This window comes from Rhizobium viscosum (genome assembly GCF_014873945.1).
Taxonomy (GTDB): domain Bacteria; phylum Pseudomonadota; class Alphaproteobacteria; order Rhizobiales; family Rhizobiaceae; genus Rhizobium; species Rhizobium viscosum.
Map to the genome: position 1 here is coordinate 1,948,012 of NZ_JADBEC010000002.1, position 15,300 is coordinate 1,963,311.

The window sequence follows — 15,300 nt, forward strand, 5'->3', positions numbered from 1 at the left end:
GGATGACCAACCATGATCATAATGCGCTCCTTGCACTCTATGGCATCCCACGTGCGGTGATCCGCTCGCGCGTGTCGATGCGTGCAAGGTCTGCTCCGCCGGCCTGCGAACAGGAAGATCCTGCAAAGATCGGCAGTTCGATCGTAAGCTTGACCTGCCTCAAAGATCACAACCCGACCAGCCGGTAGATCTGCAAACGAGGACGTCCCAGCGGCTTCTCCCCGTTGTCCTCCAGGCCGTGCCCCCTCTCCCGGGCGCGGCCTTTTCTCTTTGATCAAACGCAAAGAACGATCGGGCGCAAGCGCCTATGCCTGTCGACTGCCCGGCTCTTTCAGGGCTGCATCCCGCCCGGCAGGGCCTTCTCCGCGCAAACTGCGTTCTTGATATGAATCAAGGATCGTCAGCTGGAAACGGAGGAGAAGGGCAGTCACAAATCGGAACAGGCCCATGAATCTCTACACAGCACCCGATCCCAAGTCAGTGGAACGCGTCAACGCGGAGCCGGTCAACGCCCGCCGCAACCGTCAGCCGCTTTATGCTGCGCGCAAGAAGGTCTTTCCCAAGAGGGTTCAAGGACATTTTCGCCGGTTCAAATGGATCGTGATGCTGATCACGCTGGCGATCTATTATCTGGCTCCCTGGATCCGCTGGGATCGCGGACCCTACGCGCCCGACCAGGCGATCCTGATCGACCTGTCGTCGCGCCGCTTCTTTTTCTTCTTCATCGAGATCTGGCCGCAGGAATTCTACTATGTCGCCGGACTGCTGGTCATGGCGGGGTTCGGGCTGTTTCTGGTCACCTCGGCGGTCGGCCGTGCGTGGTGTGGTTATGCCTGTCCGCAGACGGTCTGGGTCGATCTCTTTCTCGTCGTCGAGCGCGCCATCGAAGGCGACCGCAATGCCAGAATGAAACTCGACGCCGGGCCGTGGACGTTCGATAAGCTTCGCAAGCGCCTACTCAAGCATGCGATCTGGCTTGTTATCGGCGTTCTCACCGGCGGTGCATGGGTGTTCTATTTCGCCGACGCGCCAACCCTCGTCAAAGGACTCTTCACCGGGCAGGCTCCGGCCGTTGCCTACGCCACGGTCGCCATTCTAACGTCGACTACCTACGTCTTTGGCGGGCTCCTGCGCGAACAGGTCTGCACCTATATGTGCCCCTGGCCGCGCATCCAGGGTGCCATGCTCGACGAGAATTCGCTGGTCGTGACCTATAACGACTGGCGCGGCGAGGAACGATCGCGCCATGCCAAGAAGGCACAAGCTGAGGGGCAGGCCGTCGGCGACTGTGTCGACTGCAATGCCTGTGTTGCGGTCTGTCCGATGGGCATCGATATCCGCGATGGACAGCAGATGGAGTGCATCACCTGCGCGCTCTGCATCGACGCCTGCGACAATGTCATGGACAAGATCGGCAAACCGCGTGGCCTGATCGCCTATGCGACGCTCAGCGAATATGCGAGCAACATGAATATTGCCACCGACGGGGGCAGGACTCCGGTCCAGCCGGCGCGCGTCCGAAATCCGGACGGCTCCTTCGTCGAAGGCATTCGCCATTTCAACTGGCGCATCATCTTCCGGCCGCGCGTCGTCTTCTACGCGGCTATCTGGGCCTGCGTCGGCATTGCCATGCTCGTGCACCTGTCGATGCGCGAACGGCTGGAGCTCAATGTCGTCCATGACCGCAACCCTCAATATGTGCTGGAAGGCGACGGGTCGATCCGCAACGGATACACGCTGCGTGTCCTCAACATGGTTCCCAAGCCGCGCACGATCGAGCTGATCCTGTCGGGCATCGATGGTGCGACGATGCGGATCCCCGAGCTCGGCAAGGAGGAGGGACGCCGGTTCTTAATCGATGCCGCTCCCGATGCAGCGACGACGCTCAAGGTATTCGTCACCCGCAAGCCGACGGGTGATGCCGTCAACGAATTCCTCTTTTCGATCGAAGATGTCGACCATGCCGATCGCGCGACCTATCGCGCTGCGTTCAACGCCCCAGGAGATGTGAAATGAGCACCCGTGCGCAAGGGTTTACCGGCATGCATATGCTGCTGACGACGTGTGCCTTTTTCGGCGTCATTATCGCCGTCAACTTTACGATGGCCTGGTACGCCTCGTCGAGCTGGAGCGGGCTCGTGGTCGAAAACACCTATGTCGCCAGCCAGGAATTCAATGAGAAGGCTGCCGCCATGAAGGCGATGGCAGCATCCGGGATCGTCGGCAAGCTTTCGCTGAAGAGCGGCGAAATCCATTATGATATCCGCAACAGGGACAACTCACCGGCTGTTGTCGACGACGTCGTGGCCAACTTCAAGCGGCCGGTCGGCGATCACGAGGACTTTCGGGTTGCCCTGACCAAGCTCTCGGAAGGGCGGTTTAAGGCAGATCATGCGATCGCCGCAGGCGACTGGATCGTCGAGGTGACTTCGCGCCGCGGCGACGAGATCGTCATGCACGAGGCCGTGCGAATCGACACTGCGGAGTTCGGCCAATGACCTGCTGCACCATGGATGCAGACGGTGCTCTCGCAATGAGCACGACTTCTTTCAGCGCCGAGGAGATCGGACTTGCCAGCCACCCGCTCGGCGGCGGTCTTCGTCAGCTCGATCTCAGCGTGCCTGACGTCCATTGCGGTGCCTGCATATCGACCATCGAGCGGGCCTTGTCGGCTCTGCCCTATGTGCGCAAGGCCAGGGTGAATCTCACCTCCAGGCGTGTGAGCTGCGTCTATATCGAGGAGATGAACAACAAACCGGTCGATCCGACCGGCATCACTGCCGCAATCAGCGCGACCGGATACAGGGTACATCTCTTCGCGCCGCTTGCGCCGGAAAGCGACAAGACACGGAACCAGCTTCTGCTTGCGGTCGGAGTTGCCGGTTTTGCCGCGGCAAACATCATGCTGCTGTCCGTATCCGTCTGGTCCGGCGCGGATGCCGCGACGCGCGACATGTTCCATTGGATCTCGGCGATGATCGCAGCGCCTGCGCTCATCTATTCCGGCCGGTTCTTCTTTCAATCGGCCTGGAACGCGTTGAAGCGCGGGCGCACCAACATGGATGTGCCGATCTCGCTTGCCGTCACGCTTTCCTATGCCGTCTCGCTCTGGGAGACGATGCATCATGGCGAGCATGCCTGGTTCGATGCGACCGTATCGCTGCTGTTCTTCCTGCTGATCGGCCGGACCCTCGACCATGTCATGCGCGAGAAGGCGCGTGCGGCGATCAACGGGCTGGCGCGGCTTGCACCGCGCGGGGCGCTGGTGGTGGCGGCCGACGGGTCGAGACGCTATGTGGCGGTCGAGGAGATCGCTGTCGGCGACGAGATTGCCGTAGCGGCCGGCGACCGCATCCCGGTCGATGGTACCGTCGTCAGCGGCGAAAGCGATCTCGACCTGTCGATCGTGACCGGCGAGAGCAGCCCGGTGGCCGTCAAACCCGGCGCGGAAATCCATTCCGGGGCAATGAACCTGACGGGCTCGCTCATCCTGCGCGCAACCAGGCTCGCGCGCAACTCGCTGCTTGCCGAGATCATCGGCCTCATGGAGGCCGCGGAAGGCGGACGGGCGCGCTATCGGCGGATCGCCGACAGGGCGGCCGCACTCTATTCGCCCGCCGTGCACCTGCTTGCGCTGGTGTCGTTTCTGGGCTGGGGCATCATCGGCGGAGACTGGAAGCAGGCGATGCTCGTCGGCGTCGCAGTACTCATCATTACCTGCCCATGTGCTCTCGGACTGGCCGTCCCGGTCGTGCAGGTCGTCGCAGCCGGCGAGCTCTTTCGCAGGGGCGTCATGGTCAAGGATGGTTCGGCGCTCGAGCGGCTCGCCGAGGTCGACATCGTCGCCTTCGACAAGACGGGCACATTGACGCTCGGGCAACCGAGGCTCGTGCGGACCGAGGCCGATAATATCGGGAGCATCGCGATCGCCGCGGGACTTGCTCAGCATTCCCGGCATCCGCTCTCGCAGTCGCTCGCCCGCCAGGCAGACGTAGCGGAGCAATTCGAGCGCGTGGCAGAGGTCGCAGGCGGCGGTCTCGAAGCCTCGCGCGGCGATGTCGTCTACAGGCTCGGAAATGCATCCTTCGCCTGCGGTCAGGCCCAGGTCGCGACATCCGACAGTCCGCTGTCCGAAGTCGTGCTGTCAGCAAACGGGGTGGCGCTGGCGCGCTTCTTCTTCGATGACACGCTTCGTCCGGGGGCAGGCGAGGCGGTCGCCAATCTGGAATCGGCCGGTTTGCGGACGCTGATCTTTTCGGGAGACCGCCAGTCCGTCGTTGAAAGTACGGCACGCAGTCTCGGCGTCGATCGCGCGCTTGGCGCACTGACCCCGAAGCAGAAGGTGGAAGCCTGCGAGGCTCTGCGAGCGGAAGGACACAGCGTTCTGATGGTCGGCGACGGTATCAATGATGCGCCGGCGCTCGCCGCTGCCCATGTTTCGATGGCGCCATCCAGTGCCTCCGACATTGGACGCCAGGCCGCCGACCTCGTCTTCTTCAACGAGAGGCTTGATGTCGTGCCCGACGCGATCCGGATCGCCAAGCGCTCAGCTGCGCTCATCCGGCAGAATTTCGCACTCGCGATCGGCTACAACATCCTGGCCGTGCCGATCGCGATCGCCGGCCTCGCGACGCCGCTGATTGCCGCGGTGGCGATGTCCACCTCTTCGATCATTGTCGTCACCAACGCCCTGCGTCTCAATGCCTTTACAGCACGAAGCGCTTCTTTGCCGACGTCGCAAAGGCCGATCCGCGATCGGAAGGTGGAAGCTGCATGAACATGCTCATCTATCTGATCCCGATCGCACTTTTCATGGGCGGCCTTGGATTGGCGGCGTTCCTCTGGTCCCTGAAGAGCGGTCAGTATGACGACCTGGAGGGCGCTTCCTGGCGGGTGATTGCCGATGATGATTCCGATCCGACCGCTACGTGATCGCATCAGCCGGAAAAGGACCGATGCTCTCCAACAATGAACGGCTTTTACGGTCAGACATGTTTCATGGGCTGAACGAGGATACCGCAAGACGGCTTGCGGCCCTGGCTCGCCGGCGCACCTATATGGTGGGCGAAGAGATCCTCGTGGAAGGTGAGCCTGGCGTTCACGTCATCTATGTCGCAAGCGGCGTGGTCAGGTTGACACGGACCGAATCGAGTGGGCGTGATGCGGATATCCGCGTCTGCGAGCCTGGAGACTTCATCGGAGAATATGTCATTGCGCTCGGCGGCAATTATGCGCACGGCGCGTGCGCCGGCGCCTCGAGCGAGCTCGTGCTCTTCGAGGTTGCGGAGCTGCGGATACTCGCCGATAAATGCCCTCAGCTCCAGCGCAACCTTCTGAAGATATCGGCCCGCCATCTTCTTGAAGCCTTCGATGGCATTGCCGGCGATCGCCTGCATACGGCAGCCCAGCGCGTGGCGAATTTCCTTTTGCGCCAGTGTCCGGAAGCAGCTCCCCAGGCGACATTCCATCTTCCGTACAAGAAGCAGATTCTGGCTGGAAAACTCGGGCTTGGGCCGGAGGCCCTGTCCAGGGCATTTGCCGCCCTCGCACGGTGCGGGGTTGACGTGAAGGGTCGAACGGTCCGCATCGAAAACGTAGTCCTGTTGCGTCAGGTCTGTTAACGACAATCGCGCCAGTTGTCCGAAGTCATGCCGTTGGAGGTTATGGCGATAAAGCCCACCAGGCAGTCATCACCAGGTTTCTTTGGGAACCATCGCATGCGGCGCTGAGAGCGGTGGCGCTGGCCGAATTCCTGCGCTATCTGATTGGCAAGTCGAAACAAGATTAACGAGGACAATGGAACCGGACCGTATTCTGGTGGTCGATGACGACGCGCGGATCAGGCAGATGCTGGTGCGTTACTTCGAAGACAACGGATTCAAGGTGAACGCGGTCGCAAACGGTGCGGCGATGCGTTCCGAACTTGCCAGGGGCTCTTACGCGGCAATTTTTCTCGATCTGGTGCTCCCGAACGGCGAGAACGGTCTCGAATTGCTCCGGGAGCTTCGAAGCACATCCGACGTGCCGGTTCTCATGCTGACCGGTCAGGACGATGTTACGGACAAGGTCGTCGGCCTCGAGGTCGGCGCCGATGATTACATCGCCAAGCCCTTTCATCTGCGGGAACTGTTGGCTCGTCTCAGGACAATCCTGCGGCGCCGTACGCCCTCGGACGCGACCCGCCACGTCAATGGAGAGGACGAGACGCTTGCCTTTGAAGGCTGGTGCCTCGATGTGTCGCGGAGACGGTTGACCTCACCCCGGGGCGACGACGTTGCCTTGACGACGGGCGAGTTCGACATGCTGCTCGTTTTCGTGCGCAATCCCGGCCGGGTTCTTTCGCGCGAAACGCTTATGGATCTGACAAGAAACCGCAATCTCGAAGCCTTCGATCGTGCGATCGACGCCCAGATCGTCCGCTTGCGCAAGAAGATCGAGGATGATCCGAAGAGCCCTGATCTCATCCAGTCGGTGCGTGGCGTCGGTTATGTCTTCACGGGCCGACCGGAACGAACATCGAGATAATTGATCCTCGTCAATGTCCGGTCCGCTGCTGCGGCTATGTGTTGAGCCATTATGGCTGCAACAATGACGATCTGGATTCTTCTCGCGGTGATGACGACCGCAGCAACTGCCATCCTGCTTCACCCGCTTTCGACGGGCGGTCGGCGGGTGGTGAGCGCCAAAGCGGATGTCCGCAAGGTCTATCGCGACCAGCTTTTCGAACTCGATGAAGATATCGCCTCCGGACGCATCTCGCCGGACGAGTACGAACTGGCCAAAGCAGAAACGGCACGCCGGCTCTTCAAGGCCGCGGATGACAACCGGCCGGCGCAGACCGCGCGACGCCCCGACAGATGGCTCAAACATGCCATAGCCGCGTTCCTGCCCTTGCTCAGCATCGCTCTTTACGTTTCGCTCGGCTCCCCCGATCTTCCCTCGCGTCCTTTGGCCGCGAGGCTCGCGGAGCCGGGCGAGGATCTCGCAATCCTCGTGAAGAAGATGGAGGATCATCTGGCTAAGCGTCCCGAGGACGGGCGGGGATGGGACGTCATTGCTCCGGTTTACCTCAAGATGAACAGGGTCGATGACGCTGCAAAAGCCTATCGTACGGCACTTCGTCTCAACGGAACCAATGTTTCCCGCCTGGAAGGATTGTCAGAGACGCTGATGGCGACCGCCGAAGGTGTGGTGACGGAAGATGCGCGCAAGGTGCTGGAGCAGTCGTTGGCGCTCGAGCCGAACAACCCGCGTGCACGCTTCTACATTGCGCTGAGCCTTGAGCAGGCGGGCCAACCGGATCAGGCGCGCACCGCCTTCGAGGCGTTGGCGAAACAATCGCCGGCCGATGCGCCCTGGCTGGCGCTGGTCAACGAGCATATCGCCAAAAACGGCGGCACGGCGGTTGCGCCTGCTGCCGAGCCTGCCGCACAGCCGCCCGCTCTGGGCGGCCCGACCGAGCAGGATGTGGCGACGGCCGAGACGATGAGCAGCGGCGACCGCCAGCAAATGATCCGGGGCATGGTGGAAAGCCTGGATGCCAAACTGTCGGCCGACCCTGATAATTTCGAGGGCTGGATGCGTCTCGTCCGCTCTTACGCCGTATTGAACGACAAGGATCGTGCGGCGGATGCCTTGAAGCGCGGGCTTGCCGCCTTCCCGGCATCGGGTGAGCAGGGCAGGCAGCTTTTGGCTTTGGCAAAAGAACTCGGCATCGCCACGGAAGGATCGGTTGAATGACGCGCAAGCAGAAACGCCTGGCGGTGATTGCCGGCGGCATGAGCTTCATCCTTGTCGCGGTGCTGCTCGTGATGTTCGCCTTCAGCCAGTCGGTTGCCTATTTCTATATGCCGGGCGATCTCGTCAGCAACCCGGTCGCACCGGGCACCCGCATCCGCCTCGGCGGCCTCGTCGGCGAGGGCAGCGTCCTGCGCGGTGAGGGTTCGGTGGTGCGCTTTGCGGTGACCGATCCGAGCGGTCAGATCGTCAATGTCCGCTACCAGGGCATATTGCCTGACCTGTTTCGCGAAGGGCAGGGGGTGGTGACCGAAGGAAGTTTCGAGACGGGCAGCAACGTCTTCACCGCCGATACCGTGCTTGCCAAGCATGACGAGACCTATATGCCGAAGGACGTGGCCGACAGGCTGAAGGCTCAGGGCCTCTGGGAAGAGGGCAAGGGAGCAGCACCGCAAGGTCAGCAAGCCAGAGCCCAGGAAACCAAGGCTGAGGAAACGAAGGCGACGCCATGATCATCGAGATCGGCCACTATGCGCTGGTTCTGGCGCTCGCAACCGCGATCGTCCTGTCGCTCGTACCGGTGATCGGTGCAAGGCGCGGCGATCAGGCGATGATGGATGTGGCGCCCTTGGGCTCCATCCTGCTCTTTGCCCTCGTCGCCTTCTCCTTCGGCGTGCTCACCTATGCCCATGTCGTTTCCGACTTCTCGGTGCAGAACGTCTGGGAGAATTCGCATTCACTGGTGCCGCTGATCTACAAATATTCCGGCGTCTGGGGCAATCACGAGGGATCGATGATGCTCTGGCTGCTGATCCTTGCGCTGTTCAGCGCCTTGGTCGCGATCTTCGGCCGCAATCTGCCCGATACGCTGAAGGCCAATGTGCTCTCCGTCCAGGCCTGGATCTCGGTCGCCTTCATCCTCTTCATCCTGTTGACCTCCAATCCCTTCGTCCGCCTCGATCCGGCCCCTGCCGAGGGCCGCGACCTGAACCCGGTGCTGCAGGATATCGGCCTCGCCATCCATCCGCCGCTGCTCTACCTCGGTTATGTCGGCTTCTCGGTCTGCTTCTCCTTTGCCGTTGCCGCCCTTCTCGACGGCCGCATCGATGCCGCCTGGGCGCGCTGGGTGCGGCCCTGGACGCTCGCAGCCTGGACCTTCCTGACACTTGGCATCGCCATGGGTTCCTACTGGGCCTATTACGAGCTCGGCTGGGGCGGCTGGTGGTTCTGGGATCCGGTGGAGAACGCCTCCTTCATGCCCTGGCTGGCCGGCACGGCACTCTTGCACTCGGCGCTCGTCATGGAAAAGCGCGAGGCGCTGAAGATCTGGACGGTGCTGCTTGCCATCCTCACCTTCTCGCTGTCGCTGATGGGCACCTTCCTGGTGCGCTCCGGTGTCCTGACCTCGGTCCATGCTTTCGCCAGCGACCCGAGCCGCGGCGTCTTCATTCTCTGCATTCTCCTGATCTTCATCGGCGGAGCGCTGTCGCTCTTTGCCTTCCGTGCGCCGCTGCTCTCGGCCGGCGGGCTGTTTGCGCCGATCTCGCGTGAGGGCGCGCTCGTCGTCAACAACCTGATCCTGACGGTTGCCTGCGGCACGGTTCTGACAGGCACGCTCTATCCGCTGGTCCTGGAAACCTTGACCGGCGACAAGATCTCCGTCGGCCCGCCCTTCTTCAACCTGACCTTCGGCCTGCTGATGGCGCCGCTCCTGATCGTCGTGCCCTTCGGGCCGCTGCTCGCCTGGAAGCGCGGCGATCTGCTCGGCGCAATGCAGCGGCTCTATGTCGTGGCCGCTCTCGCTTTCGTCGCGGCCCTGATCTTCTTCTATCTCCAGCATGGCGGCCCGGTCATGGCCGTGCTCGGCCTTGCCGCCGGCCTGTTCCTGATCCTGGGCGCGGCGGCCGATCTCTGGTATCGCGCCGGCATCGGCAAGGTGAAGGTCGATATCGCCTGGCGCCGGCTGACCGGCCTGCCGCGCTCGGCCTTCGGCACCGCACTTGCCCATGCCGGGCTTGGCGTGACCGTGCTCGGCATCGTTGCCGTCACCACGTTCCAAACCGAGCATGTGGTCGAGATGAAGCAGGGCCAGTCGACGGAGGCCGGCGGCTACAGCATCGTCTTCGACGGCATTCAGCCGGCAACCGGCCCGAACTATACCGAGGACCGCGGCCACTTCTCGATCCGCCGCGGCGGCGCCGAGGTTGCCGACGTCTGGTCGGCCAAGCGGCTCTATACCGCAAGGCAGATGCCGACGACCGAAGCCGGCATCCTGACCTTCGGCCTCAGCCAGCTCTATGTGTCGCTCGGTGACGCCACCCATGACGGCGGCATCGTCGTGCGCATCTGGTGGAAGCCGTTCATTCTCTGCATCTGGGGCGGGACCTTGATCATGGCTTTCGGCGGCTTCGTCTCGCTGACCGACCGCCGCCTGCGTGTCGGTGCCCCGAGCAGAAAGGCGAAGGCCAAGCCGGCCAAGCCGGCGGCACCCGTCATGGAGCCGGCGGAATGAGGAGCGGTCCCCATTCTCCCTCATTCCTGTGCTTGTCACAGGAATCCAGCGCGCCCAAGTCCTTGGGCGCAGAAGACTCATTTGGAGTTGGGAGCGATTCATTCACGGCGCAGACGCGCCGTGGCTGGATTCCTGTGACAAGCACAGGAATGAGGGGAGGAGAGATTTGGCGCCTCTCGCAAGTGTCGCGCCTTTCCTCCCGTCTCCTTATAATCCTGTTCGTTATCTTCGCGCCGCTCGCCGCCTTTGCCGTCAACCCGGACGAGATGCTCTCCGACCCGGCGCTGGAAGCCCGCGCGCGGACACTCTCGGCGGAACTGCGCTGCATGGTCTGCCAGAACCAGTCGATCGACGATTCCAATGCCGACCTCGCCAAGGATCTGCGCCTGCTGGTGCGCGAGCGCATCACCGATGGCGACAGTGACGATGAGGTGCTGAACTATATCGTCTCGCGCTACGGCGAGTTCGTGCTGCTGAAGCCGCGCTTTAGTGTCAGAACGCTGCTGCTCTGGGGTGCGCCCGTGCTGCTGATCCTTGCCGGCGGGGTTTCCCTCATCGTCTTCGCCCGCAAGCGGGCCGGCAAGCCCACCGGCAGCAAACTCACGGAAGATGAGAAGGCAAGGCTTGCCGAGCTGCTGGATCCAGCACCGCGACTTTGACGGAGGTCAAGGTCTGTTCGTCCAAGCTGTCCTACTCTCACGGCACCAAATATTTCCGGAAAGGGAGGTGCACACATGCAGGCCAAGGACATTATGACGAGTAACGTGGTTTCGATCAGCCCTGCGGCAGGGATCCGCCACGCCGTCGCGGTGATGATGCAAAACAATATCAGCGGGCTGCCTGTCGTTGACGACGAAGGGCGGGTCTGTGGAATTCTGACCGAAGGCGACCTGCTGCTGCGGCGCGAGATCCGGCTTGCGCCGCGCACCGCGCGTAACGCGGAAATCACGTCCGATGTCGATCTCGACCGCTACATTCGCGGCAACGGCTGGTCCGTCAAAGATATCATGTCGCGCGACGTCATTGTCGCCAGCCCGGACAGCGAGGTTTCGGATATTGCCGAAAGCCTCGAGGTCCATCGCATCAAGCGTATTCCGATCGTCGAGGCCGGACGGCTTGTCGGGATCGTCAGCCGTCGCGATATCCTCGCTTTGATCGCGGACGCGCCGACGCTCAGGTTACCGCGCGAGGACGACGCGATCCTCCTGGCAGTTCGCGCACGCCTGAAATACGATCTCGGCCTGACGCCGCAGAGGATCCGCGTCTCCGTCCATAACGGGCAGATCACGCTCGAAGGAAATGTGGAGACCGACTTGCAGCGCCGTGCCGTGCTGGCGCTCGTCGAGAATCTCGGATCGGGAGGCTGCCTCGATCGGTTGCAGCTTGCCGCAGATTCAGATCCGGAAAAGCGGGCGCAACAGGCTTAAGTCCAAGCCACCGATCCAGTCGCAGGCGAGGGGCTTCCGGTCAGCTGCCGGCAGCCAATGCCTTGTCGATCGCAGGTCCAATGCCGGCCGACAGGGCCTTGTCGTCGAGAGGCCCGACCTGCTTGAACAGGATGCGGCCATCGCGGCCGATGACGAAAGTCTCCGGCACGCCGTAGACACCCCAGTCGATCGCCTCCCTGCCGGTCGGATCGACGCCGATGGCAGCGTAAGGGTTTCCGTTATCGCGCAAGAAGGCCAGAGCGTTGCTGCTGTTGTCCTTGTAATTGATGCCTATCAGCTTGATACGGCGGTCCTTCGATAGCCGCATGAGCGCGGCATGTTCCTGCCGGCAGGGGATGCACCAGGATGCGAATACGTTGACGATCGCGACCTGGCCGGAAAGTCCGCTACCCTGAAGTCCGGGAGACTGCAGGCCGGCAAGAGGAGGCAGATCGATCGCAGGATGTGTCTGGCCGATCAATGCTGAGGGAAGGGCGGAGGGCGAATATCCTTCCACCGCTTCCCGATAAAGCATGCGCCCGGCGGCGCCGACAATCGCCGCAAAGACGAGCAGCGGCACGGCGGCCAGGAGATAGCGACGCATTTAGCGGGCCTCGTGACGTGCTTGATGCCTGATCTTCGCCACTACTTCGACCTGCCGACGATAGGCGCGGCCGCGAAACCAGGTGGTCATGCTGATAGCGATCATGACGGAGAATGCGACAGTGTAGGCTGCGAGCACATAATCCTGATGTGTCATTCAATTCTCCCTTTGTGTTGCGGCCCGTGCCGCCAGGCGATGATGCGACAGGAGCCTCCGCCGCCAGATTTCGTTCCTGATCGAAGCCACGTGGAGAGTGAAAAAGAGTGCCGTGAAGGCCAGCCCCATGATCAGGAGCGGGCGAAGGAATTCTATGTCCAGAGCGGGGCCGTTTAGCCTGAGCACGCTTGCCGGCTGATGCAGGGTGTTCCACCAGTCGACCGAGAACTTGATGATCGGAATGTTGACGAAGCCCACGAGGACGAGAACCGCCGTGACACGAGCGGCGCGCGTCGGCTCATCGATCGCGCGGTTGATCGCCAACAGGCCGAGATACATCAGGAAAAGCACGAACATTGAGGTCAGGCGTGCGTCCCACACCCACCAGGTTCCCCACATCGGCTTGCCCCAGATCGCGCCTGTGACGAGCGATACGAAGGTAAAGGCCGCGCCGATTGGCGCAGCGGCGCGCGCGGCGACATCGGCAAGCGGGTGGCGCCATACCAGGGAGCCAATGGCGCTTGCGGTCATCACCGTATAGCAGAGCATCGCCATCCATGCCGCCGGCACATGGACATACATGATCCTGACGGTCTCACCCTGCTGGTAATCGCCGTCGGAAACAAAACTCAGATAAAGTCCAATGGCGAAACAGAGAGCAGTAACTATTGAAAGTCCAGGCAGGACCCGATCGGCCAGTTCCAGGAATCTGGCGGGCTGCGCAAGCCTGATGATGTCGTCTTTGATGCGTTCGACGTGGGTCATGGCCCTCTCTAGCGTCTAAGGCCGTCAAACGAATTGACCCGGATCAAACACCGACCATCGGCGCAGCAGGCTCATCGCGACATATTGCCGGGGCGTTCTGCCGCGGCAACGCTCCGGCAGAACCGGTTGATAATTGATCGTGGTCAAAGACGATTGCCGCGCAAATGCCAAAAAGGGGTATTCCAGTCAGGAGACCCTCACCTTGATGATTGCCGCGCACGACCGATCCGCCACTCCTCCCGCCAAAGTGATTGCGGGCTCCAGACCGCAGCCGGAGAACAAGAAGCCCGGTGTCTCTGGCCTCGTCCGGTTGCTGCCCCTGCTGCGGCCTCACCGCGGCCTCGTACTGTTGGCAGTGATTTCGCTTGCGGCCGCGGCGCTGATTTCGCTTGCGCTGCCGATGGCGGTCCGCCGGATGATCGACCACGGGTTCGGCCAATCCGACGATGGCTTCGTCAACAGCTATTTCCTGATGCTTCTTGCACTTGCGGTCGCGCTCGCCATGGCGAGCGCCTGCCGCTATTATTTCGTCACGACACTTGGCGAGCGCGTCGTCAGCGACCTGCGTGTGAAGACCTTCCGAAATGTGACACGGCTGCCGGCAAGCTTTTTTGACGCCAACAAATCCGGCGACATCGCATCGCGGCTGGCGGCGGATGCCGCACAGATCAAGTCCGCATTAAATCTCGCCGCATCGGTTGCCCTGCGTAATTCGTTGCTCTGCCTCGGCGCCCTGGCGATGATGTTCGTGACGAGCCCTGGACTTTCCACCATCACATTGGGTGCCATTCCGCTCGTGGTCGCGCCGCTCGTTCTTTTCGGTCGCTCGGTTCGCAGAAAATCGCGTGCAGCCCAGGACGCTCTAGCGAGCGCATCTGCTTTCGCCAGTGAGATGATTGCCGGAAGCCGAACTGTGCAGGCTTTCAATGGAGAGGCTGCGGCGAGCGAGAGGTACGCATGTGACATCGAGGCGTCTTATCGCTGCGCTGTCTTTGCCGCCCGCTCGCGCGCGGTCCTGACTGCTGTCGCCATTGCTCTCATTTTTGGAAGCGTCGTCGGGGTTCTCTGGATCGGTGCTCACAACCTGCTTTCCGGAACGCTGTCAGCGGGAAGCCTGAGCCAGTTCCTGCTGTATTCCGTCATTGCGGCAGGGTCGCTGGGCTCGCTTTCGGAGGTCTGGGGCGAACTGGCGCAGGCTGCGGGTTCAGCCGAACGCCTTTTCGAATTGCTCGATGAAGATACCGGTGAGAGCGAGCCGGGCTCGCGTACTCCGCTCAGCCAGCCCGCAAAAGGCGCGATCGAAATCCGGGATCTGCATTTCGCCTATCCGAGCGCTCCGGACAGGAAAGTCCTCACGGGCCTGTCGATGAACGTACGGCCCGGCGAGACAGTAGCGCTTGTGGGTGCTTCCGGCTCGGGCAAGAGCACGATCTTTTCGCTCCTGCTCGGTTTCTACAAGGATTATTCCGGCGACATTTCGCTCGATGGCTGCGATGTGCGTACAACCGTCACCGCTGCGGTTCGAAGGGAAATTGCTGTCGTGCCACAGGATGTGACAATTTTCGCAACGACCGTCGCAGAAAATATCAGTCTCGGACGACCTGACGCGTCGCAGGACGAGATCGCAGCTGCAGCGACAACAGCAAGGGCGCACGGGTTCATTTCCGACCTGCCGGATGGCTATGGCACCATGGTCGGCGAGCGCGGTCTGACGCTGTCTGGCGGCCAGCGGCAGAGACTTGCCATCGCCCGAGCTGTCCTGAAGAACACGCCGATCCTTTTGCTGGATGAGGCCACGGCATCGCTCGACGCGGAAAACGAAATGCTCGTGCAAAGAGGGCTCGACGAGTTGATGTGCAATCGCACAACGATCGTGATTGCGCATCGGCTTGCTACGGTGCTCAAGGCGGATCGAATTCTGGTGATCGACGGCGGTCGGGTGATCGAGGAGGGGACACACGCCGCGCTGATCCGCAAGGGCGGGGCATATTCCAAGCTTGCCGAACTACAGTTCGATCTCTCTGGGTCGGCAGCTTTGGAGCATGATGCGGCGTAAGCGTTGTCACAGTCGACCGCCTATCAAGGCCGGCATCGTGGGT

At 61.9% G+C, this 15,300-nt stretch carries 16 protein-coding genes; 13 read left to right on the forward strand and 3 right to left on the reverse strand.

What is annotated here, in order from left to right; all coding sequences use genetic code 11:
• Positions 1 to 2: 2 nt before the first annotated feature.
• The 12 genes from H4W29_RS34605 to H4W29_RS30025 all read left to right on the forward strand — a co-directional run bounded on the left by H4W29_RS34605 (position 3) and on the right by H4W29_RS30025 (position 11,676).
• Entirely contained in the window at positions 3 to 188 is a 186-nt protein-coding gene (locus H4W29_RS34605; protein WP_246517510.1) for a hypothetical protein, read from the forward strand.
• Positions 189 to 447: 259 nt separating this feature from the next.
• Entirely contained in the window at positions 448 to 2,016 is a 1,569-nt protein-coding gene (gene ccoG / locus H4W29_RS29975; RefSeq protein WP_192732392.1) for a cytochrome c oxidase accessory protein CcoG, read from the forward strand.
• On the forward strand, positions 2,013 to 2,498 hold the full coding sequence (locus tag H4W29_RS29980) for a FixH family protein (RefSeq protein WP_192732393.1): 486 nt from the start codon (positions 2,013 to 2,015) through the stop codon (positions 2,496 to 2,498). The genes ccoG and H4W29_RS29980 overlap by 4 nt, the downstream gene beginning before the upstream one ends.
• A complete protein-coding gene (locus tag H4W29_RS29985) occupies positions 2,495 to 4,777 on the forward strand; it encodes a cation-translocating P-type ATPase (protein ID WP_192732394.1) in 2,283 nt (760 codons plus the stop codon). The genes H4W29_RS29980 and H4W29_RS29985 overlap by 4 nt, the downstream gene beginning before the upstream one ends.
• Positions 4,774 to 4,932 carry a cbb3-type cytochrome oxidase assembly protein CcoS gene (ccoS, locus tag H4W29_RS29990; protein ID WP_007823792.1) on the forward strand — a complete coding sequence of 53 codons (159 nt, stop codon included), beginning with the start codon at positions 4,774 to 4,776 and terminating at the stop codon, positions 4,930 to 4,932. The genes H4W29_RS29985 and ccoS overlap by 4 nt, the downstream gene beginning before the upstream one ends.
• A gap of 23 nt (positions 4,933 to 4,955) precedes the next feature.
• Positions 4,956 to 5,621: a Crp/Fnr family transcriptional regulator gene (locus H4W29_RS29995; protein WP_192732395.1), complete on the forward strand. Its 666-nt coding sequence runs from the start codon at positions 4,956 to 4,958 to the stop codon at positions 5,619 to 5,621.
• A 175-nt stretch (positions 5,622 to 5,796) separates the two neighbouring features.
• Entirely contained in the window at positions 5,797 to 6,525 is a 729-nt protein-coding gene (locus H4W29_RS30000; protein WP_192732396.1) for a response regulator, read from the forward strand.
• 63 nt (positions 6,526 to 6,588) lie between these two features.
• The gene (ccmI, locus tag H4W29_RS30005) at positions 6,589 to 7,740 is read left to right on the forward strand and encodes a c-type cytochrome biogenesis protein CcmI (RefSeq protein ID WP_192732397.1); all 1,152 of its coding nucleotides are present in this window, start codon (positions 6,589 to 6,591) and stop codon (positions 7,738 to 7,740) included.
• The gene (gene ccmE, locus H4W29_RS30010) at positions 7,737 to 8,249 is read left to right on the forward strand and encodes a cytochrome c maturation protein CcmE (protein ID WP_192727710.1); all 513 of its coding nucleotides are present in this window, start codon (positions 7,737 to 7,739) and stop codon (positions 8,247 to 8,249) included. Before ccmI ends, ccmE begins: the two co-directional genes overlap by 4 nt.
• Complete coding sequence (locus H4W29_RS30015; protein ID WP_192732398.1) at positions 8,246 to 10,249, forward strand: heme lyase CcmF/NrfE family subunit; 2,004 nt, start codon at positions 8,246 to 8,248, stop codon at positions 10,247 to 10,249. The genes ccmE and H4W29_RS30015 overlap by 4 nt, the downstream gene beginning before the upstream one ends.
• A gap of 149 nt (positions 10,250 to 10,398) precedes the next feature.
• Positions 10,399 to 10,908: a cytochrome c-type biogenesis protein gene (locus H4W29_RS30020; protein WP_192732399.1), complete on the forward strand. Its 510-nt coding sequence runs from the start codon at positions 10,399 to 10,401 to the stop codon at positions 10,906 to 10,908.
• A 75-nt stretch (positions 10,909 to 10,983) separates the two neighbouring features.
• Positions 10,984 to 11,676: a CBS domain-containing protein gene (locus H4W29_RS30025; RefSeq protein WP_192732400.1), complete on the forward strand. Its 693-nt coding sequence runs from the start codon at positions 10,984 to 10,986 to the stop codon at positions 11,674 to 11,676.
• Between the two features lie 40 nt (positions 11,677 to 11,716).
• Here H4W29_RS30025 and H4W29_RS30030 read toward each other — a convergent pair whose 3' ends face one another.
• From H4W29_RS30030 to H4W29_RS30040, 3 genes are read right to left on the reverse strand one after another with little or no spacing between them, the layout of a single operon-like run.
• Positions 11,717 to 12,280, reverse strand: coding sequence for a DsbE family thiol:disulfide interchange protein (locus tag H4W29_RS30030; RefSeq protein ID WP_192732401.1), 564 nt, complete (start codon positions 12,278 to 12,280; stop codon positions 11,717 to 11,719).
• Positions 12,281 to 12,436 carry a heme exporter protein CcmD gene (locus H4W29_RS30035; protein WP_192732402.1) on the reverse strand — a complete coding sequence of 52 codons (156 nt, stop codon included), beginning with the start codon at positions 12,434 to 12,436 and terminating at the stop codon, positions 12,281 to 12,283.
• Positions 12,437 to 13,201 (reverse strand): heme ABC transporter permease, encoded by a 765-nt coding sequence (locus H4W29_RS30040; RefSeq protein ID WP_192732403.1) that lies wholly within the window; start codon positions 13,199 to 13,201, stop codon positions 12,437 to 12,439.
• 205 nt (positions 13,202 to 13,406) lie between these two features.
• On the opposite strand from H4W29_RS30040, the gene H4W29_RS30045 reads away from it, so the two are divergent.
• On the forward strand, positions 13,407 to 15,257 hold the full coding sequence (locus H4W29_RS30045; protein ID WP_192732857.1) for an ABC transporter transmembrane domain-containing protein: 1,851 nt from the start codon (positions 13,407 to 13,409) through the stop codon (positions 15,255 to 15,257).
• Positions 15,258 to 15,300 lie beyond the last annotated feature (43 nt).